The organism is Gordonia amicalis NBRC 100051 = JCM 11271, assembly GCF_000332995.1.
Taxonomy (GTDB): domain Bacteria; phylum Actinomycetota; class Actinomycetes; order Mycobacteriales; family Mycobacteriaceae; genus Gordonia; species Gordonia amicalis.
Map to the genome: position 1 here is coordinate 32953 of NZ_BANS01000024.1, position 21503 is coordinate 54455.

General features: G+C 68.2%; 22 protein-coding genes and 1 pseudogene. 11 read left to right on the forward strand and 12 right to left on the reverse strand.

All coding sequences use genetic code 11. From position 1 onward, the window contains the following. Nucleotides 1–116 precede the first annotated feature (116 nt). From GOAMI_RS12230 to GOAMI_RS12240, 3 genes and pseudogenes are all read left to right on the forward strand, one after another. On the forward strand, nt 117–860 hold the full coding sequence (locus GOAMI_RS12230) for a TerD family protein (RefSeq protein ID WP_006436830.1): 744 nt from the start codon (nt 117–119) through the stop codon (nt 858–860). Further along, nucleotides 857–1635 (forward strand): annotated as a pseudogene (locus GOAMI_RS12235) (cyclase family protein). The gene GOAMI_RS12230 and the pseudogene GOAMI_RS12235 overlap by 4 nt, the downstream one beginning before the upstream one ends. A gap of 5 nt (nt 1636–1640) precedes the next feature. Continuing rightward, complete coding sequence (locus tag GOAMI_RS12240; RefSeq protein WP_006436832.1) at nt 1641–3317, forward strand: thiamine pyrophosphate-binding protein; 1677 nt, start codon at nt 1641–1643, stop codon at nt 3315–3317. A gap of 78 nt (nt 3318–3395) precedes the next feature. On the opposite strand, the gene GOAMI_RS12245 is transcribed toward GOAMI_RS12240, so the two are convergent. The 11 genes from GOAMI_RS12245 to groL form a co-directional block, all read right to left on the reverse strand. Next, the gene (locus tag GOAMI_RS12245) at nt 3396–4190 is read right to left on the reverse strand and encodes a hypothetical protein (protein WP_051995411.1); all 795 of its coding nucleotides are present in this window, start codon (nt 4188–4190) and stop codon (nt 3396–3398) included. Nucleotides 4191–4253: 63 nt separating this feature from the next. Beyond that, entirely contained in the window at nt 4254–5204 is a 951-nt protein-coding gene (ppk2, locus tag GOAMI_RS12250) for a polyphosphate kinase 2 (RefSeq protein ID WP_024500235.1), read from the reverse strand. A gap of 101 nt (nt 5205–5305) precedes the next feature. Beyond that, nucleotides 5306–5824: a DUF6764 family protein gene (locus GOAMI_RS12255; protein WP_006436835.1), complete on the reverse strand. Its 519-nt coding sequence runs from the start codon at nt 5822–5824 to the stop codon at nt 5306–5308. A gap of 134 nt (nt 5825–5958) precedes the next feature. Beyond that, nucleotides 5959–6399 carry an SRPBCC family protein gene (locus GOAMI_RS12260; protein WP_006436836.1) on the reverse strand — a complete coding sequence of 147 codons (441 nt, stop codon included), beginning with the start codon at nt 6397–6399 and terminating at the stop codon, nt 5959–5961. Between the two features lie 106 nt (nt 6400–6505). Next, complete coding sequence (locus GOAMI_RS12265) at nt 6506–7183, reverse strand: DUF4166 domain-containing protein (RefSeq protein ID WP_006436837.1); 678 nt, start codon at nt 7181–7183, stop codon at nt 6506–6508. Between the two features lie 160 nt (nt 7184–7343). After that, nucleotides 7344–7952 (reverse strand): TetR/AcrR family transcriptional regulator, encoded by a 609-nt coding sequence (locus GOAMI_RS12270; RefSeq protein WP_006436838.1) that lies wholly within the window; start codon nt 7950–7952, stop codon nt 7344–7346. Nucleotides 7953–8022: 70 nt separating this feature from the next. Beyond that, on the reverse strand, nt 8023–8841 hold the full coding sequence (locus tag GOAMI_RS12275; protein ID WP_040004801.1) for a tyrosine-protein phosphatase: 819 nt from the start codon (nt 8839–8841) through the stop codon (nt 8023–8025). A gap of 52 nt (nt 8842–8893) precedes the next feature. After that, nucleotides 8894–9919 carry an alpha/beta hydrolase gene (locus GOAMI_RS12280; RefSeq protein ID WP_006436840.1) on the reverse strand — a complete coding sequence of 342 codons (1026 nt, stop codon included), beginning with the start codon at nt 9917–9919 and terminating at the stop codon, nt 8894–8896. A gap of 239 nt (nt 9920–10158) precedes the next feature. Continuing rightward, a complete protein-coding gene (locus GOAMI_RS12285; RefSeq protein WP_006436841.1) occupies nt 10159–11064 on the reverse strand; it encodes an MSMEG_6728 family protein in 906 nt (301 codons plus the stop codon). A gap of 40 nt (nt 11065–11104) precedes the next feature. Beyond that, nucleotides 11105–11749: a DsbA family oxidoreductase gene (locus GOAMI_RS12290; RefSeq protein ID WP_006436842.1), complete on the reverse strand. Its 645-nt coding sequence runs from the start codon at nt 11747–11749 to the stop codon at nt 11105–11107. A gap of 157 nt (nt 11750–11906) precedes the next feature. After that, nucleotides 11907–13532 (reverse strand): chaperonin GroEL, encoded by a 1626-nt coding sequence (groL, locus tag GOAMI_RS12295; protein WP_006436843.1) that lies wholly within the window; start codon nt 13530–13532, stop codon nt 11907–11909. Nucleotides 13533–13767: 235 nt separating this feature from the next. On the opposite strand from groL, the gene GOAMI_RS12300 reads away from it, so the two are divergent. The 6 genes from GOAMI_RS12300 to GOAMI_RS12325 all read left to right on the forward strand — a co-directional run bounded on the left by GOAMI_RS12300 (nt 13768) and on the right by GOAMI_RS12325 (nt 18565). After that, nucleotides 13768–14676, forward strand: a complete 909-nt coding sequence (locus GOAMI_RS12300; RefSeq protein ID WP_006436844.1) for a TIGR03621 family F420-dependent LLM class oxidoreductase — start codon at nt 13768–13770, stop codon at nt 14674–14676. A 63-nt stretch (nt 14677–14739) separates the two neighbouring features. Next, nucleotides 14740–15375, forward strand: coding sequence for a DUF4178 domain-containing protein (locus tag GOAMI_RS12305; protein ID WP_006436845.1), 636 nt, complete (start codon nt 14740–14742; stop codon nt 15373–15375). A 22-nt stretch (nt 15376–15397) separates the two neighbouring features. Continuing rightward, nucleotides 15398–15943, forward strand: coding sequence for a DUF2617 family protein (locus tag GOAMI_RS12310; protein WP_006436846.1), 546 nt, complete (start codon nt 15398–15400; stop codon nt 15941–15943). Continuing rightward, on the forward strand, nt 15940–16497 hold the full coding sequence (locus GOAMI_RS12315; RefSeq protein WP_006436847.1) for a DUF4247 domain-containing protein: 558 nt from the start codon (nt 15940–15942) through the stop codon (nt 16495–16497). The genes GOAMI_RS12310 and GOAMI_RS12315 overlap by 4 nt, the downstream gene beginning before the upstream one ends. A 63-nt stretch (nt 16498–16560) precedes the next feature. After that, nucleotides 16561–16986 (forward strand): DUF350 domain-containing protein, encoded by a 426-nt coding sequence (locus GOAMI_RS12320; RefSeq protein WP_006436848.1) that lies wholly within the window; start codon nt 16561–16563, stop codon nt 16984–16986. 13 nt (nt 16987–16999) lie between these two features. Then, a complete protein-coding gene (locus tag GOAMI_RS12325; RefSeq protein WP_006436849.1) occupies nt 17000–18565 on the forward strand; it encodes a polyamine aminopropyltransferase in 1566 nt (521 codons plus the stop codon). Here GOAMI_RS12325 and GOAMI_RS12330 read toward each other — a convergent pair. Next, a complete protein-coding gene (locus tag GOAMI_RS12330; protein WP_006436850.1) occupies nt 18559–19509 on the reverse strand; it encodes an SDR family NAD(P)-dependent oxidoreductase in 951 nt (316 codons plus the stop codon). The genes GOAMI_RS12325 and GOAMI_RS12330 overlap by 7 nt on opposite strands. 76 nt (nt 19510–19585) lie before the next feature. Here GOAMI_RS12330 and GOAMI_RS12335 point away from each other — a divergent pair, with 76 nt between their 5' ends. After that, nucleotides 19586–20191, forward strand: coding sequence for a TetR/AcrR family transcriptional regulator (locus GOAMI_RS12335; RefSeq protein ID WP_006436851.1), 606 nt, complete (start codon nt 19586–19588; stop codon nt 20189–20191). Nucleotides 20192–20197: 6 nt separating this feature from the next. Then, a complete protein-coding gene (locus GOAMI_RS12340; protein WP_006436852.1) occupies nt 20198–21388 on the forward strand; it encodes a sensor histidine kinase in 1191 nt (396 codons plus the stop codon). Nucleotides 21389–21503: the final 115 nt, after the last annotated feature.

Here is a 21503-nt window from a genome sequence, read left to right on the forward strand (position 1 = left end):
GAGCGCCCGGGCCCAGGCTCCTGCACGCGGCTGCTGACGCCGTCGACTCTCCACTACCCTGGGCAGCAGATCGCCGGCACCGACGACGATGTCAGCACGACGAGATGAGGAACGAGATGGGGATCGACTACACCAAGCGCCCGAAAGCCCAACCGCCGCAACCGCCTGCGCAGCCCCCATCGACTCCGCCCGCACCGGGCTACGGCCAGCAGGCACCGGCTCCGACCCCCGCCTATGGTCAGCAGCCGCCCGCCCAGCCGGTGTCGCTCTCCAAGATCACCCTGACCAAGTCGGCGCCGAGTATCTCCCTGAGCAAGCAGGGCGCGACCACCGGTCAGGTCCGCGTCAACCTCAGCTGGACCGCGAACTCCTCCGGCGGCGGCCTGTTCCGCAAGGCCAAGGGCATCGACCTCGACCTCGCCTGCCTGTGGGAGTTCACCGACGGAAGCAAGGGAATCGTCCAGGCCCTCGGCAACTCATTCCAGGCACCCCGCGACGGACAACCGATCATCCGCCTGGACGGTGACGACCGGCGCGGCGCCGGCGGCGAGAACATGTACATCGACCTCTCCGCCACCAACCGGATCCGTCGAATCCTGATCTTCGCCTACATCTACGAGGGCACCCCCAACTGGGCGAGCGCCAACGGCGTCGTCACGTTGTCCCCGGCCAGTGGCCCGGAGATCGAGGTCCGTCTCGACGAGGCCGACCAGTCCGCGATCTCCTGCGCGATCGCGCTGCTCGAGAACCGCGGCGGCGAACTGGTGATCAACCGCGAGGTGCGTTACATCCGCGGTGCTCAGGACAAGATCGACGAGGCATACGGCTGGGGTATGAACTGGCGGGGCGCCCGCAAGTGAGCGCCACCGCACTCTCTGGTTTCCTCACCGGCCTCGCCGACGGATCCCTGCAGGTGATCGACCTGACCACCCCGCTGTCGAGTTCGACTCCGGCCCTGCGGTTGCCGGCCCCGTTCGTGAACCTGATCGACTTCAGTCTCGAAGAGGTCAGCGCCTACAACGAACCCGGACCGTACTGGCGGCACAACAACATCCACACCGGGGAGCACATCGGCACCCACCTCGACGCGCCGATCCACTGGATCAGTGGTCGCGACGGTGACGACGTCTCCCAGATCCCGGTGCAGCGGCTGATCGGGCCGGCCGCGGTCCTCGACTTGACCGCCCAGGTCGCCGACAACCCCGACTACCTGCTCGAGGTCGCCGACGTCGAGGCGTGGGAGGCCGATCACGGCGAGCTGCTGCCGGGAGCCTGGCTCCTGCTGCGCACCGGTTGGGAGTCGCGCGGCGGATCGGAGGCCGAGTTCCTCAACGTCGACGAGACCGGCTCGCACACCCCCGGCGTCTCGGTCGAGTGCGCGCAGTGGCTGGCCACGCAGCGGCAGATCGCCGGGCTCGGCGTCGAGACCGTCGGCGTCGACGCCGTCTCGCGGGTGGTTTCGATCCGGCCTTCCCCGTCCACTACCACTTCCTCGGCAACGACAAGTACGGCCTGACCTCGCTCCGCAACCTCGGTTCGCTGCCGGCGACCGGCGCCGTGATCGTCGTCAGCCCGCTCCCGATCGTCGGTGGTACCGGTAGCCCGTCGCGGGTCCTGGCGATCGTCGAGAGCTGATCGGTGTGACCGGCACTGCAGCAACGTACGGCCCCACGGTCGCCGACGTCGTGGGCCGGGTTCTCGCCGACCTGGGCGTCGGTCACGCCTTCGGGGTCGTCGGCAGCGGCAACTTCGTGATGACGAATGCGTTGCGCGCCGGTGGGGTCGGGTTCACCGCGGCTCGTCACGAAGGCGGTGCGGCATCCATGGCCGACGCCTACTCGCGTATGTCGGGCCGGGTGGGTGTGCTGACCGTGCACCAGGGCTGCGGACTGACGAACGCGGTCACCGGCATCGGCGAGGCGGCCAAGAGTCGCACCCCGATGATCGTCCTGACCGCCGACGCCCCGGCGGCTGCGCTGCGGTCGAACTTCCGGATCGACCAGGACGCACTGGCGACGAGCGTCGGCGCGGTCAGCGACCGCGTCCACGGACCGGACACGGTGGTCGCCGACGTGACCCGCGCCTACCGCACCGCGGTGACCCAGCGCCGGACCGTCGTCCTGAACGTCGCGATCGACGTGGCCGCGGCTCCTGCCGAGATCACCGGGCCGGTCGTCGCATCGGTTGCGACGCCGCGGGTCCGGCCCGACACCACGTCGGTCGAGACCCTCGCCGCGGCCATCCGCGCGTCCCGTCGACCGGTCTTCGTCGCGGGTCGGGGCGGCCGCGAGGCCGGACCGCAGATCACCGCGCTCGCCGAGGCCGGCGGCGCGCTGCTCGCGACCTCAGCCGTCGCCAACGGGCTCTTCGCCGGAAATCCGTTCGCGCTGGGCATCTCCGGCGGTTTCTCGTCGCCGACGGTCGCCGAACTCATCTCCGACGCCGACCTCATCGTCGGGTGGGGTTGCGCGCTCAACATGTGGACGATGCGTCACGGCCGCCTCATCGGCGATCAGACCGTCGTGGCCCAGGTCGACGTCGAGGTCGAGGCGATCGGTGCGCACCGTCCCGTCGACATCGGCGTGGTGGGAGATTGTGCCGCCACGGCTGCCGATGTGCTCGTCGCCCTTTCCGGTGATCCGCTGACGCACAGCGGATACCGCACCCCCGAGGTCGCCGGGCGGATCGCCGGGTCCGCGCGGTGGCAGGACGTACCGGTCACCGCCGAACCCGTCGAGGGACGGATCGACCCGCGCTCCCTGACCATCGCGGTGGACGAGATCCTGCCCATCGATCGGATTCTCTCGATCGATTCGGGCAACTTCATGGGCTACCCGTCGACGCACCTCTCGGTTCCCGACGAGTTCGGCTTCTGCTTCACCCAGGCATTCCAGTCGATCGGCCTCGGGTTGGGCACCGCGATCGGCGCGGCGATCGCCCAGCCCGGTCGGCTCCCGGTTCTCGGAACCGGCGACGGCGGCTTCCTGATGGCGATCTCCGAACTGGAAACCGCTGTGCGCCTGGCACTCCCACTCGTGGTGATCGTCTACAACGACTCCGCCTACGGCGCCGAAGTACACCACTTCGGCGACGCCGACATGACCACGGTGACGTTTCCCGAGGTCGACATCGCCGCCATCGCCCGCGGCCATGGCGCCACCGGCGTGACGGTCACCGGGTTCGACGACCTCGACGACGTACGACGCTGGGTCGCATCACTCGAATCACCCGAACCGTCCGGTCCGCTGGTCATCGACGCCAAGATCACGAATGACGGCGGATCCTGGTGGCTCGCCGAGGCGTTCGCCGGGCACTGAGCCCTTCGTGGCTCGCTTCGCTCGCACCTCAGGGAGCGCTGGACGATCGCTTCGCTCGCACCTCAGGGAGCGACTCGCTCAGCGCCGGCCGGCGAAGATCACCCGGCCCAGGAGTCCGACGACGAACATCGCAACCCCCACACCGCCGACGATGAGCGCGACGTGGGTGAGGTCGGAGTAGGCGCCGTCGATGATCAGTTCCGCGACCTGCCGACCCGACGATTCGGCACCGGAGACCTCATGCTTGGCGCGGTCGGCGAAGAACATTCCGATGGCCCAGCTGGCGACCCCGGCCGCGACGGCCCCGAGGCCGAGCCAGGCGAACACGGTGCTGCGCCGTCTGGCCAGCAACAGAGCGATGAGCCCGGCGATGACCGCCACCGCTGCCGCCACCCGGGCGAGGAAGGTGATCTGCTTCCCCACCTCGGCATATCTACCGGCCTCGAGACCCGATGCACCATTGGTCAATTCGACGACGACCGGTCCCGAGATCTCGTTCGGGGTACCGGTCAGGTTGAGCGCCCGGTTGATCATCGCGGTGATGTCGAGCTGCATGACGGAGGTGTCCTCGCCCGGGGCGGGTTCGGTGAACAGCCAGGCGTGCTGCTGACCGACGACGTCGGCGAAGTCGAGCCGGAACTGCTCGCTGTCGGTGTATCTGCCGGCCAGTGGACGCACCAGTGCACCCGCGATCGGGAGATCGGTCCGGGCCGTGGCCTGGGCGGCTATCTCGTCGGCGAGGTAGTCCTTCACCTTCTGGTTCTCGGCCATCGGCGCCACGGTGGAGACGAATCCGTCCTGGTCGACGATGCGCAGATCGAGCCAGAGAGCGGGGACCGCGAGCACGGTCGCAGCCATCGCGACGAGCGTCATCAGGGCACTGAGAAAGCTACGCACCCCACGAGGCTACCGATCCCCCACTCCTGCGCCCGACGGCTACTCCCCCACGACGTCGGCGGCACGTCCGACGATCAGTGGGTCGGGCCGGCCGACGAACTCGCGGTTCTTGCCGTCGTACTCGAACAGGCTGAGCACGTGCCGCATCGCGTTGATGCGTGCCCGCTTCTTGTCGTTGGACTTCACCACCGTCCACGGCGCGTGGTCGGTGTCGGTGGCGGCGAACATCGCCTCCTTGGCCTCGGTGTAGGCATCCCACTTGTCCAACGACGCGAGGTCCATCGGCGAGAGCTTCCACTGCCGAACCGGGTCGATCTGGCGGATGGCGAACCGCGTGCGCTGCTCGAGCGGGGTCACCGAGAACCAGAACTTCACCAGGTTGATGCCGTCGTCGACGAGCATCTTCTCGAAGGCCGGGACCTGCGACATGAACTGGGTGTACTGCGGCGGGCTGCAAAAACCCATCACCCGTTCGACACCGGCGCGGTTGTACCAGGAGCGATCGAAGAAGACCATCTCGCCGCCGGCGGGCAGATGCTGGACGTAACGCTGGAAGTACCACTCGGTCGCCTCGCGCTCGCTGGGCTTCTCCAGCGCGACCACGCGCGCACCGCGCGGGTTGAGGTGTTCGTTGAAGCGTTTGATGGTGCCACCCTTGCCGGCGGCGTCGCGGCCCTCGAAGACCAGCAGGTGCCGCTGCCCGGTCTGCTTGGACCACTTCTGCAGTTTGAGCAGTTCGATCTGCAGACGACGTTTGGTGACCTCGTACTCGCGCCGGCTCATGCGCTCGGAGTACGGATAGTCCTGGCGCCAGGTGTCGACGACGTTGCGGTGGGGCAGCGTCAGCAGGACCGGGTCGTCGTCATCGTCGTCGTTGACCGTGAACTGCGTGACGTCGTGCAGGTCGACGAGCTGCTGAAGTGCCTCCCGGCCGTTCAGGACACTGAAGTCCGGGCCGATGTGGGGGTCTGCGTCGTGGAGATCGGTCACGATCCCACGATAGGACGCCTGGGCGGACAACACCCGACGCGCCGGTGAACGACGCGCCGCGTCGGGTGTTTTCGTCTCAGATCAGTGGGCCGCTCACCCGGTCAGTTCCGCAGATCGATGGAACCCGAATGCAGGCAAGCCTTTCCGGTGATCGAGTCGAAGCCCGCCGCGAAACCGCCGCTGCACTGCGCCCCGTCGGGTCCGGCGTAGGCCTGCCCGCCCCACCCGCCGACCGCCACCGTGGTGCCGCCGCGTCGCGCCTGCGCGATGGACAACGCCTTGGGGCCGGTGGTCACCGAATACGCCACGCCGCGCGAGTTGGCACCCGCGAGCGCCGACGACCCGGGCTGCAGGTTGTAGGACGATGCGTTGCCGCCGTTGTCCGACACGGAGATGGCGGTGCCGTTGCCGCTGCGGTCCTCGGCGATCGCGCGGCTGCCCAACCCGGCCTTGGCGCCACATCCGCTGGCACCCACGACCCGTTCGATCTGAGTCCCGTTGGACGCCGAGCACGTAACAGCCGACGCGACACCTTCACCGGACAATCCGGCGAATGCGACACAACCGGCTCCGCCGGCGAGAAGGACCAGTGCCCGCACAGCAAATTTGTTGATATTCAAAGGATTTGGCCTCCATGACGCGACGGCTGGGCAGATGACGATCCCAGGGTACCCGGGGCCGGTGCGGACCACCCGAGGGGATCGTCGGAGCGACATCGTCCGGATGACGACCCCCGGGGCACGACCCTGATCGTTCAGCCGGCGGCGCGCTTCTCGACTTCGGCGGAGAGCCCCTTACGTGCGGTGTCGACGGCCATCTTCTGTGCTCGTTTGACGATCAGTCCCGGAAGTTTGATCTTGAGATCCACGCCCAGGTCGAAGTGCACGTGCGCGCCGGTGTCGGTTTCGGTGACGGTGTACTTGCCGTGCTGTTCACTGAGCTGATTCGACTTGACCAGGTGCCATTCGCAGGTCGTCTCGGTCCACTCGTAGGTGCACGTCTGCTCGTCGGAGATCCCGGCGGCGGTGACCACCATGCGCACGGTCCTCGGTTTGCCGTCGTCGTGCTCGTCGAGGACCTCGGCCTCCTTGTGCGGGCCCGACCAATCGGGGAGGGACTCGATGTCCATGAGCACTTCCATCACCACCGAGACCGGGGCTGCGACGTGGAATTCGATGTTCGCGGAGACAGCCATGGGGTGAACCTACCGCCCGACGGTCACGGCCACACAACGAACCGTCGGCCGACGGGCCCCGATCCTGGTCGGTTGACCAAAACACGGTCCGGCCGGCGGCGGAGACTCAGCTCTCGCGGTCGACCAGGTTCACCGGCCACGCCTCGTCGGGGATGTCGCGGAGCGTGCACGCCTGGTCCACGGCGGTGAACCAACCGCGGAAATGCATGATCTCGCCGATGACGGGGTTGCGGACCGTCATGTCGCAGCGAAAGCGTTCGCGCTTCTCGTCCCAGCCCTCGATGTACTTCATCTGCGCGGTGAACAGTCCGCGCATACCCACCTTCGGCCCGCGTCCCAGCCAGCGCATCGGTCCGCTCTCGAGAAGCAGTTCGCCGCCCGGGGTCACCGAGGGCTCGATCGGATACAGGAACTCGGGTCCGTCGCCGAAGTAGTCGACGAGCCCGGTGCGTCCCGCGACGAGCAGCGAGTTGAGCTTGCGCGGACCGGTCGTGTACTGGAAGGTCCGCAGTACAGCCAGGGATTCCCGCTCCAGCTCGTCGGTGTAGCAGTAGTAGGCCTGGGTGAACGGAACCATCCGGCTGGTCTTGGACGGCAGCGCATTCCGTTTGGCGTAGTGCCAGAGAGCCGGCGGGGGGAGCGCCGAGGACACGTACACCGACTCGTACATCCCGTGACAGATCTGCGCGACACCGGAGGTGGAATCGATGCCGTAACGCCATGCGACGTTGGGATGGAGGCGGTCGAAGTCCGAGCCCAGCTCGTGCCGGAAGACCGGCGTCATCGTATCTCCTCCCGAACTCGGCCCAGCGTCGTTCTCACGGCGTATACCACCGCGGTAGCGCCACCGTGAACCTACTACGGAGCCCTTCCCAAACCAACGGTGAACAGATGACCAGGACCAGGTCCTGCGGGTTCGAAGCCTCAGGCGGCGCCGGCCGGCGTCACTGCCGATAGACCGCGGCGTCGCAGAGAGCGGCCAGTTCGCTGATGACGCGGTCGAGCGGCTCGACGCTGCGCTGAGTCTGGCAGAGCGCGACGGCACCCTCGATGGCGGCGACGACGAGATTGGCCAGCGAGTCGGCGCGTTCGCTGTCCACGCCGTCGACGACGAGCCGGGCGGTGATGAGATCGGCCCAGCGGCGGAGGATCTCGGCCGCGGCATCGGCGACCTCGGGTTCACCGCGTCGCGCCAGACCGCCCGCGATGACCGGGCAGCCGAACTGATAATCGGTGTTGACCAGCATCCGCCGCCAGACGTCGCCGATCTCGCGGACCGTCTCGGCCGGTGTGAGCGTCGCCCGGCGCGCGAGTCGTTCGGCGATGAAATCGCCTGCGTAGCGGACGGCCTCGGTCATGAGTTGTGTCTTGCCACCGGGAAAGTGATGGTAGATGGACCCGCGGGGCGCCGCGCTCGCGGTGATCACGTCGCCGATCGAGGTCGCGGCGACACCATCACGTCCGATCAGGTCCGCGGCATGGACGATCATCCGTTCACGCGGACCGCGCGCATCCGATCCGGAGATGACGGATTCGGCGGAATGCGGCGCCATGACCTGCTCCTTCATCTGGGCCCGAGTGGTCTATGCAACTATACATAGCTCGGCACGCCAGAGTGCCCGGTCAGCTTTCGACGAGGAACCGCTCGCGGATCTTCTCCTGCTCGCCCGGACCGATCCCGAGCGCCTCGACGAAGTACCCTTCGATCCCGCCGAACCTGCTGTGCACCTCGTCGAACGCGGCATCCAGATATCCCGCATCGACGCCGAGTACGCCGACCAGGAGCTGCGGGTCGCCGCCTGCTGCCGCGAAGCCGTCGAAGATGTGCTTCAGCGCCGGGATGAGCCGCTCGTTGGTCAGCAGGTAGTCACGGTAGACGTCCGCTTCGCCCACCCCGACGAGCGTCAGGAACGCGGCTGCGGCCCAGCCGGTGCGATCCTTGCCGGTCGTGCAGTGGAAGAGGATCGGACTGGGCGCGTCGCCGAGCAGTCCGCGGTAGAACTCCGAATAGGCCTCGATGGCGCTGGGCAGGGTGATCATCTCGCGGTAGGTACCGGAGATCATCTCGCGCGCCTTGCCGCCGGCCAGCATCTGACCTGCCTGGGCGACCGCCACCGGATCGGCGAGCACGGCACCGATGTTGGCCGGAATCGACATCTGGGCATCGGCGAGCACATCGAGGCCGATCCCGGTGGCGCCGGGCAGTGCCGGGTCCGGGATGGCCTCCCGCTCATGCACCGACCGGAGGTCGTACACGGTCCGGAGCCCGAGGCCCGCGAGCGCGGCGAGGTCGGAGTCGGCGAGTGAGGAGAAGTCCGTCGACCGGAACAGCGTCCCGGAGCGCACCACTCGCCCGTCGCCGGTCCGCCAGCCGCCCAGGTCACGCAGATTCGGCAGGCTGCCGATCGGGCTCGGTGCACCGGGTGTCGTCACGCGACTCATCGTGGCAGATCGGCGCGGAAAGCGGGCGACCGGCGGCCGATTCACGCCGCGGTCAACGATTCAGCGCGCGGTCGAGCGTCGGCCACGACTTGGCCAGTTGGTCCTGCCAGTACGGCCAGGAGTGCGTCCCGGGTTCGTAGTCGATCGTCGCCGGGATGCCGAGTTGATCGAGCCGGCGCTCGAGGTTGCGCGTGCAGTGATGCGTCGCCGCCTCGATGACACCGCCCACCGCGATCTGATCGGCGTAGATGACGGTGTCGCCGCCGATCCCCGCACCGGTGAGCCGGTCGTGCGGGCCGGGCAGGCCGGTACCCGAGCTGATGTAGATCGACTTCCCGCGGAGCTTGCCGGCATTGACCACCGGATCGTGCTCTCGCCACGCCGGCGACCCGATCGGCCCCCAGATGTTGGCCACGTCACCGCCACCGCGGAGTTCGACCACCGCCTGGATCGCCAGCCGGCCGACGTCGGTGCTCGTTTCCGCGCAGCCGCTGTACGACGCGACCGCGGTGTAGAGATCGGGAGCGGCTTCGGCAAGGCTCAGCGCCGAGGTTCCCGCCATCGAGATACCCGCGATGGCGTTGACCCCGGTGGTGTTGAGTTCGCCGTCGATGACCGGCGGGAGTTCCTTGGTCAGGAAAGTCGTCCATTTGTTGCGGCCGAGGACCGGGTCCACATTCACCCAATCGGTGTAATAGCTGTACGCACCGCGCATGGGGACGACGACGTTGACATTCTTGTCATCGACGAAGTCGACGATATCGGTCTGCTCGAACCAATGCCCGTTTCCCTCGCCGCCACCGGCGCCATTCAGCAAATAGAGCGTGGGTCGCGGTTTCGACCTGTCCGCAGGGACCAGCACGCGGACCGGGACGTCACGTCTCATCGATGCCGAATGTACGGCGAGGTCGAGGACACGACCTTGCGCGACGGCGTCGGCCAGCCGCTCGACACGGGCCGCATGCACCCCGTCATCAGCCGAAGCCGTCGACGGGATGGCAAGGGCGGCAACGGTTGTCAAGACAGAGACCAGCGCAACGGTCAGGCGTCGGTGGCGGTCACCGCCAACAGCAGACATCAGTGTCCCTTCAACTGACTTCAACCGCGCCTCGGTCTCGACAACGGAATACGAACGAATAGGAATCGATCCGGATACGTCGGACGATACTCAACATCGTCGGATGCGTCCGCTTTATGTCGGGGACGGGACACGAATTGGAGGGTCGACCACCACGTAATAGCGTTCTGCAATCGCCGGTTCGCTATGACAAGCCGCCGAATTCACCCAAACGGACCACGCTTCCCGGTCCGGCCTGTCTATTCGGTCTCGACCGGCACCGGGAACATCGTCCGCGGGTTCTGCAGGAGTGCGGGTGGCAACACGGACGCACGTGCCAATGTGCCGGTCCACCGGACGCGCCGCCGATGCGGTGCGAGAGTCTTTCCCCGCCTCGTGAATTCGTAGTCACCCTCGATCTCCCCGAGCCGAAGGATCTCGGGGTCGTCGGGATCGACGACCGCCACCTCGTCACCGGGGGTCAGGTCGTCGACGAAAGACGCGAGGACGCGGAGGTCCTTGCCCGGCCGTCGTCCCGGGCTGCACTCCTTGAGCAGGGCGCGCAGACCATCTGAGGTCGCCATCGCGGCATCGGAGTCGATGCCGGACTCCGCGCCGAGACCGACGATGTCGCGGCGGCGGAATTCGTCGTACTGCTCCGTCGACGAAGCCCGGATGATCCATACCGTTCGGCCCCGGTCGTCCAGGTCGGGAACCGTCGCGGGAGGTCCCGGCCAGAAGTACGGGAGGTTATCGGGGACGTCGCCGAATTCGGCGACGTAGAAGTCCGGGTCCTTGCGCAGCAACGCCGAACGGTGGCTGCGATGAAGACGATCGTCGCCCAGCCACGGACGCATGAGACCGGCGTCGGCGAGATCCGACTGGGACACGCCCACCGCCTCCGGAGCGAACTCGGCGATCATCGCGGCCGTGGTGTCCGCGCGTCGCCCACGTAGCCAGACGTCGACGAAGGCGAGGCCGTAGGAGACGAGGGCGGGAGTGTGCCCACGCCACATGGTGACCGCGGGATGGTTGCCCCGGCCGTAGTCGTACAGCTCGAGTGCACGCAGGATCTGTAGTGTCTCCACGCGCTGCTTGCCGAGCCGCGCGGGGTCGAGGGCCTCGGCGGATCGCCGGAAGTCCGGGTACGGCAGGAACGTCTGCATCACGCAGCCTTACCCGCGGAGCCCGGCGGTCCACACACGATCAGTCCGCGTGGACCTTTTCCAGGACCTGGGTGAAGGTCTCGGCGGGCTGAGCGCCGGACACCCCGTACTTGCCGTTGAAGACGTAGAACGGAACGCCGCTGATCCCGTAGGCCCGCGCCTGCTCGATGTCCGCGGCGACCGCGTCGGCATGGTCACCGGACTCCAGAGCGGCCAGCACCGCGTCGCGGTCCAGCCCGACCTCGGCGGCCAGGTCCGCGATCTCGGCGGGACGGCCGACGTGCCGGCCCTGCTCGAAGTACGCCTGGAACAGTCGTTCCGCCAGCTCGAGCTGGCGCCCGTGGGCTCGCGCGAAGTGCAGCGCCTCATGGGCCTTCAGGGTCTTGGTGTGCTGGAGGCGGTCGAAGTCGTAGTCGAGCCCGGCGTCGGCCGCGATCCCGCGGACCTGCTCGAGCATCCCCTCGACCTGCGCGGCGGGCATCCCCTTGTGCCGCACGAGGAACTCGATCTCCGAGCCCTCGAAGTCGACGGGCGTGTCGGGGGCGAGTTCGAAGCTGCGATAGGTCACCTCGACGTCGTCGCGGCCGGCGAACCCGGCGAGACCCGCCTCGAAGCGCCGCTTCCCGATGAAGCACCAGGGACACGCGATGTCGGACCCGATGTCGACTGTGATGGGAGAGGCCATGCCGTCTTCAACTCCCTTCGACCGCGCCGCATTCCGGGCGCTCCCGGCAGGTTTGGAGAAAGCGGTTGAGAGACAACAGAACCGGCCCACTCCCGAAGGAGTGGGCCGGTCCCGTTGAGATGTCAGAGCGTGTCGCTCCGAGGTGGAGAGCTCAGGCTCAGAAGCCCATGCCGCCCATCTCGTCGCCACCCGGCATCGCCGGAGCAGCGTTCTTCTCGGGCTTGTCGGCGACGACGGCCTCGGTGGTGAGGAACAGAGCCGCGATCGAGGCTGCGTTCTGCAGCGCCGAGCGGGTGACCTTCACCGGGTCGTTGATGCCGGCGGCCAGCAGGTCCTCGTACTCACCGGTGGCGGCGTTGAGGCCGGTGCCGGTGGGCGAGTTCAGGACCTTGTCGGCGACGACGCCCGGCTCGAGGCCGGCGTTGACGGCGATCTGCTTGGCCGGAGCCGAGAGAGCGACGCGGACGATGTTGGCGCCGGTGGCCTCGTCACCCTCGAGCGAGAGTGCGTCGATGGCCGGCTCCGACTGCAGCAGGGCCACGCCACCACCGGCGACGATGCCCTCTTCGACGGCAGCCTTGGCGTTGCGCACGGCGTCCTCGATGCGGTGCTTGCGCTCCTTGAGCTCGACCTCGGTGGCCGCGCCGGCCTTGATGACCGCAACACCGCCGGCCAGCTTGGCCAGACGCTCCTGCAGCTTCTCACGGTCGTAGTCGGAGTCGCTGTTCTCGATCTCGCCACGGATCTGGGCCACGCGACCGGCGATGGCGTCGGGGTCGCCCGCGCCCTCGACGATGGTGGTCTCGTCCTTGGTGACGACGACCTTGCGAGCGGTACCGAGCAGCTCGACGCCGGCGCTCTCCAGCGAGAGACCGACCTCTTCGCTGATGACCTCGCCACCGGTGAGGATGGCGATGTCGGCCAGCATGGCCTTGCGGCGGTCACCGAAGCCCGGAGCCTTGACGGCGACGGACTTGAAGGTGCCCTTGAGCTTGTTGACGACCAGGGTCGAGAGGGCTTCGCCCTCGACGTCCTCGGCGATGATCAGCAGCGGCTTGCCGGCCTGGATGACCTTCTCCAGCAGCGGCAGCAGGTCCTTGATGGTCGAGACCTTGCCCGAGACCAGCAGGATGTACGGGTCGTCGAGGACGGCTTCCTGACGGTCGGCGTCGGTGACGAAGTAGCCCGAGATGTAGCCCTTGTCGAAGCGCATGCCCTCGGTGAGCTCGAGCTGCAGGCCGAAGGTGTTGGACTCCTCGACCGTGATGACGCCTTCCTTGCCGACCTTGTCCATCGCCTCGGCGATGAGCTCGCCGATCGAGGGGTCGCCGGCCGAGATACCGGCGGTGGCAGCGATCTGCTCCTTGGTCTCGACCTCCTTGGCGCTCTTCAGCAGCGACTCGGTGACGGCCTCGACGGCCTTCTCGATGCCGCGCTTCAGACCCAGCGGGTTGGCGCCGGCAGCGACGTTGCGCAGACCCTCACGGACGAGAGCCTGGGCCAGCACGGTGGCGGTGGTGGTGCCGTCGCCCGCGACGTCGTCGGTCTTCTTGGCGACTTCCTTGACCAGCTCGGCGCCGATCTTCTCGTAGGGATCCTCCAGCTCGATCTCCTTGGCGATGGAAACACCATCGTTGGTGATCGTGGGGGCGCCCCACTTCTTCTCCAGAACGACGTTGCGACCCTTGGGTCCCAACGTCACCTTGACGGCGTCGGCGAGGCTGTTGAGGCCCCGCTCGAGGCCGCGACGGGCCTCTTCGTCGAACGCGATTTGCTTGGCCATGGGTAAGTGATCCTCCGAAGGGGGTGACACTAGGTTCGTATGGCCGGACTCGGTGCCCGCGACGGACGACCGGTGTGTCATTCGGTACCGATCTCACCGTCCCGACCTGGCACTCACAGCTCGCGAGTGCCAACGTCCGTTTTAGCACTCGCCCCTGCCGAGTGCAAGGTTGCGGCGGGCCCGACGCCACCGCATTCACCCGGCCGGCCGTCGCGGCCCCGGTTAGGTTGTGGACATGTCTCTCGCGTCCAGGGCGTTCCGGTTCGGGGTCGACATGCTCGCGGTGGACAGCGGCGCGTCGTGGCAGCGACGAGCGCAGCACGTCGAGGAGCTCGGCTTCGATGTCCTGCTGGTCCCCGATCACCTGGGCATCCCGAGCCCCTGGCCTGCACTCGCGACGGCTGCCGCCGCGACCGAGCGCCTCCGAGTGGGCCCTTTCGTCCTCAACGCCGCGTTCACCAACCCCACGCTGCTCGCCCGCGACGTCGCGACCGTCGACCAGCTGTCCCACGGTCGCGTCGAGCTCGGATTGGGCACCGGCTACGTCAAGGAGGAGTTCGAGTCGGCGGGAATCGAATTCCTGCCGGCGGGTCGCCGGGTCGACCATCTGGGCGACACCGTGGCGCGGACGATGTCGCTGCTGACCGACCCCGACCACACCCCGCGTCCGGTGCAGGAGCGCGTACCGCTGCTCCTCGGGGGGAACGGCGACCGCGTGCTCCGGATGGCCGCCGAGCACGCCGACATCGTCGGGTTCACCGCGGCACGCACGGGTCGCGACGGCGACCTCGAGCCGCTGTCGGCGGACGACTTCGCCGAACGCGTCGCATTCGCCCGGGCCGCGGCCGGCGACCGCGCCGGGACCATCGAGTGGAACCTGCTGATGCAGATCGTCGAGGTCACCGACGACGCGACCGGCGTCGCCGCGAAGAACATCGAGAAGTGGGAGCTGTCGATGAGTCCGCAGGAGTTTCTCGATCTGCCGTCGATCCTCATCGGCACCGCCGCCGACATCGCCGACCGGCTCGTCGAACTCCGCGAGACCACCGGGATCAGTTACCTCACGGTCCTCGAACCGGTGCTCGAGCAGTTCGCCCCGGTCATCGAGCTCCTGCGCGGCGTCGACGCGCGGGCGGAGTGGTAGCGGCGTCATTCGGCTCGCCGAAGCGGGCTGACGGTCTCCCGGGATCCGGATAGGGTCGGCGGAGTGGAGTTCCTGCTGATCATCGTCGTGGCACTGCTCGCGATCATCGCGGTGGTCGTCATCTTCAACTTTCTGGGCAACCGCCGGGCCCGACAGGCCGAGGCCGATGCCCTGCGCAACCGCACCTACCGGCCCGGGGACCCGTTCTCCTCGGCCGACGACGACTCGGTCTACGGCGATCCGCGGCAGCTGAAGCCCGGCGACCTCGTCGAGCTGCGCGGAGAGACCTACGCGGTCCGCGGCACGCTGCGGCTGACCCAGGACGGCTACACCTGGACCGAGAACTTCCTCGACACCGGGCTCGGCACCAAGGCGTGGATCTCGGTCGAGGACGATCCCGACCTGGAGGTAGTGCTGTGGCACGAACTGTCCGGCGTCGTCTCCGAACCCGGGCCCGACACGGTCGAGGTCGACGGCCGTCGCTATCACTCCGAGGAGGCCGGCAACGCCCGGTTCACCTCGGCGGGCACGACCGGGGTCGCGACATCCGGCCGGATGGCCTACCACGACTATCAGGCCGGCGAGGACCGCTTGTCCTTCGAGGACTACGGCAGCGGGTGGGAATGCGCGCGCGGCGAACTCCTCACCCGGGCCGATTACCGGATCTTCCCCAGCAACCCCACCGATCAGACCACCTGAGCGACGAAGGACTGCGAGACACATGTCAGAACAGCCCGGCGAACTCAGTGCGTCCGTCACTCGACTCCCCGTCGCGTACGCCGACACGAGTGCCGCTCAGCTCGGCTTCTCGCTCGACGCCCCGCTCCAGGAGCCCCTGGCCCGGGAGGACGGGGAGATCGACGGCATCACGGTGTCGGTCCGCCTGCTCGGTGCCAGCCATCAGGTCGTCGTCGACGACGGCGCGCAACGCATCTGCGAGACCGTCGCATGTCTGCCCGAGGTGACCTCGGCCCTGCCGAAGAGCCTCCAGGACAGCGGCTACCTCTTCAGCTCCCGGATCGAACGGGCCGACGACGACCGATTGGCCGCGCTCGTCGAGCAACTCGGCGTCCGCGTCACCGAACAGATGGCGGCGGGGAATCCGAGCGTGATGGGTGTCTTTCCCGGCGATCCCCACGCGGTGACCGCCATCGTCTCCGACCTGTCGGCGGACTCGATCTCGTGGCACACCTGGCACACCTACCCGCAGGCCGGTGAGGTGGTCATCACGACCAGCGTGATCCACCGCGGGGCGGCAACCGCATGACCTACCCGCCGCCCGGCAACCACCCACCCCCGTCCCCGGACGAACCGGCGCCCGATCCGCGCCGCCGCCTCAACCGGATCCGCAACATCATCATCGGCGTCATCGTGGTGATCACGATTTTCGCGTTGCTCGGCGCGTGCGGCGCCCGAGCCCTGCGCGGCGACGGACTGGGCGGTTCGGCACGCGATCACATCGCGCAGAACTACGAGCGCAACACCGGCCTCGACGAAGGGGATGTGGACGCCTACGTGGCCGAGGGCACGCCCGCCGAGGTGGCCGCGGAGATCCGCGACGCCGAGCGCCCCACCGACCAGCGCGCCGGCGCCTCCGGAACGGGCAATGTCGCGGGCACCCAGTTCCTCCAGTACCCCGACTACCTGGTCGCACTCTTCCCGTACGCCGCCAACCAGACCCGTGTGATGCTGAGCCGCGACTACCGGTCGGGCTACAACCGGTACCACAACTACGTCGGCGCCTTCTGGGTTCCGATGCCGGGCTATTCCGGCAGCGGGAGCAGCAATCGCGGCGGCGGCAGTGGAGGTGGCGGTAAATGACGACCGGACCCGGCCCCCTGTCCCTGCGACCGATCCCGTTCGACCGAACCCACGGAGATGACCATGCTCGCTGACATGACCGAGAACGCCTACGCCGCAGGTGCCTACGCGGGTGTCGGAGTGATCCTGATGATCGTGTCCTTCGCGATCGTCGACCTGCTGACGCCGGGGAAGCTGCGTCAACAGGTCTGGTCCGAACGCAACCGCAATGCCGGAATCCTGGTCGGCGCCAACCTCTTCGCGGTCGCGATCATCGTCACGGCAGCCATCGTCGCCAGCGAGGGCCGCCTGCTCGAGGGACTCACCTACACGGTGGTCTACTCGGCGATCGGCCTGGTCGTGATGGGGGTGACCTTCCTGGTCATCGACGCGCTCACCCCCGGCAAACTCGGCGAGATCCTCGTGCAGCCGGAAAGCCATCCGGCGGTGTGGGTGCAGGGCATCGCGCACATCGGGGTGGCCATCATCATCGCCGCTTCCATCCTGTGACGACCGTCTTCCTGTGACACTCACGGACACCACGACCGAACCGCTCTCCGCGCGACCACGCTTCGCCCGGTCCGCGCTGCTGGCCGTGGTGTTCGTCTGCGCCGCCTGCGGTCTGGTGTACGAACTGGCGCTGGTCTCCCTGGGTTCCTTCCTGATCGGCAACACCGCGACACAAGCGTCGATCGTCCTCGCGGTGATGGTCTTCGCGATGGGTGCCGGCTCACTCGCCGCGAAGCCACTGCAACCCCATTCGGTCACCGCGTTCGCGGTCATCGAACTGTTGCTGGCGCTCCTGGGCGGCCTGTCGGTGATGGCGCTCTACGCCGCTTTCGCCTACCTGGAGCTCTACACCCCGGCCCTCATCGTCGTCGCCTTCCTCCTGGGTGTCCTCATCGGGGCGGAGATCCCGTTGCTGATGGTCCTGCTCCAACGGATTCGACGGCAGGAACCGGGCGCCGCGGTCGCGGACATGTTCGCCGTCGACTACATCGGCGCGCTGATCGGCGGCCTCTGCTTCCCGTTCCTGTTGTTGCCGTTGTTCGGCCAGTTGCGGGGCGCGCTCGTGGTGGGACTGGTCAATGCTGCGGCCGGCTGCTTCCTGGTCTTCGTCATCTTCCGGAAGTCGTTGAGCCGCAGCCACCTCGTCCTGCTGTCCGCCGGAGCGCTGGCGGTGGTCGCGGCGCTCGTGGCCGGCCTGCTGTTGTCTGCCCGGTTCGAGGTGACGGCGCGGCAGGCGCTCTACCGCGACCCGATCGTCGCGGCCGCCCGCAGCGCCTACCAGGACATCGTGATCACCGAGAAGTCCACCGGCACAGGCCCCGACACCCGCCTCTACCTCAACGGCGACCTGCAGTTCTCCTCGATCGACGAGCACCGCTATCACGAGACGCTCGTCCATCCGGCGATGTCGGGTGCGCACTCGTCGGTGCTCGTTCTCGGCGGCGGGGACGGCCTCGCGCTGCGCGAGGTACTCCGATACCCCGATGCGCGGGACGTGACGCTCGTCGAACTCGACCCGGAGATGATCCGCCTCGCCCGGACAGACCCGCGCCTGACATCCCTCAACCAGGGATCGATGACCGACCGACGGGCACAGGTGGTGACCGCCGACGCGTTCACCTGGTTGCGCCAGACCGACCGTCGCTTCGACGTGATCATCGTCGACATGCCCGATCCGGACGACTCCGCCACCGCGAAGCTGTACTCCACCGAGTTCTACGCCCTCGTCCGAGCGCACCTGGCCGACAACGGCCGCGTCGTGGTGCAGGCGGGCTCGCCGTACTTCGCACCGAAGTCGTTCTGGTGCATCGCCTCCACCATGCGCGAGGCCGGACTTCCGGCGACGCCGTACCACGTCGACGTCCCGGCCTTCGGCGACTGGGGTTTTCACCTCGCGAGCACCCGAGGACCCCTCAGCCCGACGATGAACGCGCCTGGACCACTACGTTTCCTGAGTGCGGAACAGTTGACGGCAGCCACTGTCTTCCCCCTCGATCGGCAACCACTCGACCTTCCGCCGTCCACTCTGATGGACCCGCGCATCCTGCGGTACGCACAGGGCGAGTGGGCCACCTACTGAACGTTGCCGAGCGTGACGCGCTTCGCCTCGAGGAACTCCCACAGTTCGAGTTCCCTTGCCCGGTCGTAACTCTCGGCCGATGATGCGGCGACTCGTCCACGGTCGAGGTAGGCCCCCGATTCCGCGGACGACGTGCCGAGGATTGCATCGCCGAGACGCCGTCCCGCGACCGGCACCCGATCGAGAAGTCCCATGAGCGCGAAGACCGGAAGCATCCGGCGGTTCGCGAAGCGCTCCACCACCCCGGCGTCCCGTGTCAGATCCGTCCCCGGCACGTAAGCCGGGTTGTAGGAGACGATCTCGACGCCGTCGGGCAATCGGCGCGACCACTCGTGGACGAGGTGGACGGCCGCGAGCTTGCTCGTCGAGTACGCGGTTCGCCCGGACGCGGGGGGCGCGCCGCCGAAGGCGCCCGGCCGCGCCAGTTGCGCCGGGGACATCCACCGCGGCGCGGGAACCATCCCGAGGTTGTGCCGCAGATCCCCGAAATGCGTGTCACTCACGGTGATCGTGATCCGTGAGCCGCGGGTGAAGCGGTCGGCCAGATCGCCGATCAGCACATGTTCGGCGAGCACGTTCACCGCGAACGTCGCCTCGAGACCGTCCGCAGTCGTGTGCTGGTCGTCGACGAACTGGATGCCGGCATTGCCGGCGAGGCCTCGGAGCGGCGGCAGCGTCGCATCGTCGAGCAGCCATCCGATGGCCGCAGCGGCCGAACGCGTGCTGCGCATGTCGGCGAGGTCGGCGTCGACGATGGTCAGTCGGCCGCCGACGTCACCGAAGTCGTCGGCGAATCCGGTCGGCCCGCCGCCGCGGGCGAGGAGGACGAGATGGCAGTCGGGCGCTTCCGCCAGGACGTGCCGTGCGGCGACGCGCCCGATACCGCGGGTCGCCCCGGTCATCACGAGCGTCCAGGGGTTCGAGTCGATCTGCGTCGAGTCCATCGCGGCTCCCATTTCAGTTGACATTGTCAACTCAAGACAAGCCCTTTCGGTTGACAATGTCAACTATGGTGTGGGCATGCCCACCCGAGCCGAGAGCGCGGCCCAGACGCGCCGGGCGCTCCTCGATGCCGCCGCAGCGCTCCTCGACACCGGAGGCCCAGAAGCGGTCACGCTGCGCGAGGTCGGCAACGGCGCGGGCGTTTCACGGTCGGCCCCCTACCGGCACTTCGCCGACAAGGACGCACTGCTCGCCGCGCTGGCGAGCCAGGCGTGGGAGGTCGTCGCCGGCGGGCTCGACGCCATCGTCGCCGACGCCGGACTCCACCCCGAGGACGCACTCCGCACCGCTCTGCGCGCCCTGTCCGACCTCGGCGTCGGACGCCCGCACCTGTATCGCCTCATGTTCGCGACCCCGGCGGGCGCACCCGCCATCCCGGCGACCGCCCGAGCCCAGGACGGCCTGATGAACCTGGTGGGCCGCGTCATCGGCCCCGACGCCGAGCGGGATGCGGCCCGGCACCACGCCGCACTGTTGCTGGCGACGGCACACGGCGTCACCGAACTCGACATCCACGGCCACCTGCCGCCGGAGAAGTGGCACGCCGACCGCTACCGCCTCATCGACCTCGCCGTGTCGACCACCGCGGCCTCGCGCGGCACCGCGACTGGCATCCGGAGCTGAGGCGCCATGTCGAGCGAAGTCGCGATCGTCGGGTCGATCCTGCTGCTGATCATGGTTCTCGGCCTCGTCGTGCTGGTCCGGACGCGCCGCCAGGTCACCACACCCACCGAACGCGCGGTGCACATGGCGCTGCACACGGCGTCGCTGGCGGCGCGATCGCTGCGCACCGGGCTCTCCGAGGACTCGGCGCGCGAAGCTCTCCCCCACCTGCGCACGCTGACCTCGGCAGAGGCCGTCGCCCTGTTCGACGACGAGCCGCGTCGTCTCGCCCACGACCCGGACGACGATGCGATCTGGGATGCCGACATGCTGCGCGAGGCCGCCCGTGCCGCCGCGTCGGCCACCGGCGATCAGCGTCGTGTCCTGGTGTCCGACCCGTGCGGCGCGGAGTCACCGGTGCGAGCCCTCATCGCGCAGCCACTCGTCGCCAGCGACGTCAACGTGGGTGTCCTCGTCGTCGCCACGACCCGTCGTCCGGGTCCGGGCATGCTCGGTGCCGTCGCCGAGGTTGCCCGCTACGTGTCGAGCCAGATCGAGTTGGCCGAGCTCGACGCGTCCCGCGCCCGCCTCGACCGGGCCGAGGTGCTCGCTCTTCGCGCGCAGATCAGCCCGCACTTCATCTACAACGCCCTCAACACGATCGCCTCGTTCGTCCGCACCGACCCCGACCGCGCCCGTGAACTCGTGCTCGACTTCGCCGACTTCACCCGCTACTCGTTCCGCGCGAGCGGCGAATACACCGTCCTGGCAGACGAACTGCGCAACATCGACCGCTACCTCACCCTCGAACGGGCCCGGTTCGGCAACTCACTCGACGTGAAACTTCATGTCGCGCCGGAGGTCCTGAACGTCGTCGTACCGTTCCTCGCACTCCAGCCGCTGGTGGAGAACGCGGTCCGTCACGGACTCGCGTCGAAGGGCGGCGGCACCATCAAGATCACCGCGGCCGACGAGGGCACCGACTGCGTCATCACCGTCGAGGACGACGGCGTCGGCATGGACCCCGAACTCCTGCGCAGCGGTGCGCTCGACGCGTTGGACCACAGCGAGGGCGCCCATGTCGGGCTCACCAACGTCGATCACCGTCTCCGCGCCGCCTTCGGCAACGACTACGGACTGGTGGTCGAGACGGCCGTCGGCGCGGGCACCAAGGTGGGCATGCGGGTACCGAAGTTCCGGGCCGGCATCCGCGCCTAGCAGACCGTTCGCCGGTTCTCGAGCGAGTCGCCGCCAGACGTTGCAGGCGGTTCCGATCTGTGATGCGGACCACGCGGTACGATCCTCGTGTCCGTCGTCGGACGTCAGGCGCAGT

Coding starts and splice junctions, on each gene's coding strand:
- GOAMI_RS12230 (WP_006436830.1), top strand. CDS start 117: ATGGGGATCGACTACACCAAGCGCCCGAAAGCCCAACCGCCGCAACCG.
- GOAMI_RS12245 (WP_051995411.1), bottom strand. CDS start 4,190: ATGACGCTCGTCGCGATGGCTGCGACCGTGCTCGCGGTCCCCGCTCTC.
- GOAMI_RS12260 (WP_006436836.1), bottom strand. CDS start 6,399: ATGGCTGTCTCCGCGAACATCGAATTCCACGTCGCAGCCCCGGTCTCG.
- GOAMI_RS12265 (WP_006436837.1), bottom strand. CDS start 7,183: ATGACGCCGGTCTTCCGGCACGAGCTGGGCTCGGACTTCGACCGCCTC.
- GOAMI_RS12270 (WP_006436838.1), bottom strand. CDS start 7,952: ATGGCGCCGCATTCCGCCGAATCCGTCATCTCCGGATCGGATGCGCGC.
- GOAMI_RS12275 (WP_040004801.1), bottom strand. CDS start 8,841: ATGAGTCGCGTGACGACACCCGGTGCACCGAGCCCGATCGGCAGCCTG.
- GOAMI_RS12280 (WP_006436840.1), bottom strand. CDS start 9,919: ATGTCTGCTGTTGGCGGTGACCGCCACCGACGCCTGACCGTTGCGCTG.
- GOAMI_RS12285 (WP_006436841.1), bottom strand. CDS start 11,064: ATGCAGACGTTCCTGCCGTACCCGGACTTCCGGCGATCCGCCGAGGCC.
- GOAMI_RS12290 (WP_006436842.1), bottom strand. CDS start 11,749: ATGGCCTCTCCCATCACAGTCGACATCGGGTCCGACATCGCGTGTCCC.
- groL (WP_006436843.1), bottom strand. CDS start 13,532: ATGGCCAAGCAAATCGCGTTCGACGAAGAGGCCCGTCGCGGCCTCGAG.
- GOAMI_RS12300 (WP_006436844.1), top strand. CDS start 13,768: ATGTCTCTCGCGTCCAGGGCGTTCCGGTTCGGGGTCGACATGCTCGCG.
- GOAMI_RS12310 (WP_006436846.1), top strand. CDS start 15,398: ATGTCAGAACAGCCCGGCGAACTCAGTGCGTCCGTCACTCGACTCCCC.
- GOAMI_RS12315 (WP_006436847.1), top strand. CDS start 15,940: ATGACCTACCCGCCGCCCGGCAACCACCCACCCCCGTCCCCGGACGAA.
- GOAMI_RS12320 (WP_006436848.1), top strand. CDS start 16,561: ATGCTCGCTGACATGACCGAGAACGCCTACGCCGCAGGTGCCTACGCG.
- GOAMI_RS12330 (WP_006436850.1), bottom strand. CDS start 19,509: ATGGACTCGACGCAGATCGACTCGAACCCCTGGACGCTCGTGATGACC.
- GOAMI_RS12335 (WP_006436851.1), top strand. CDS start 19,586: ATGCCCACCCGAGCCGAGAGCGCGGCCCAGACGCGCCGGGCGCTCCTC.
- GOAMI_RS12340 (WP_006436852.1), top strand. CDS start 20,198: ATGTCGAGCGAAGTCGCGATCGTCGGGTCGATCCTGCTGCTGATCATG.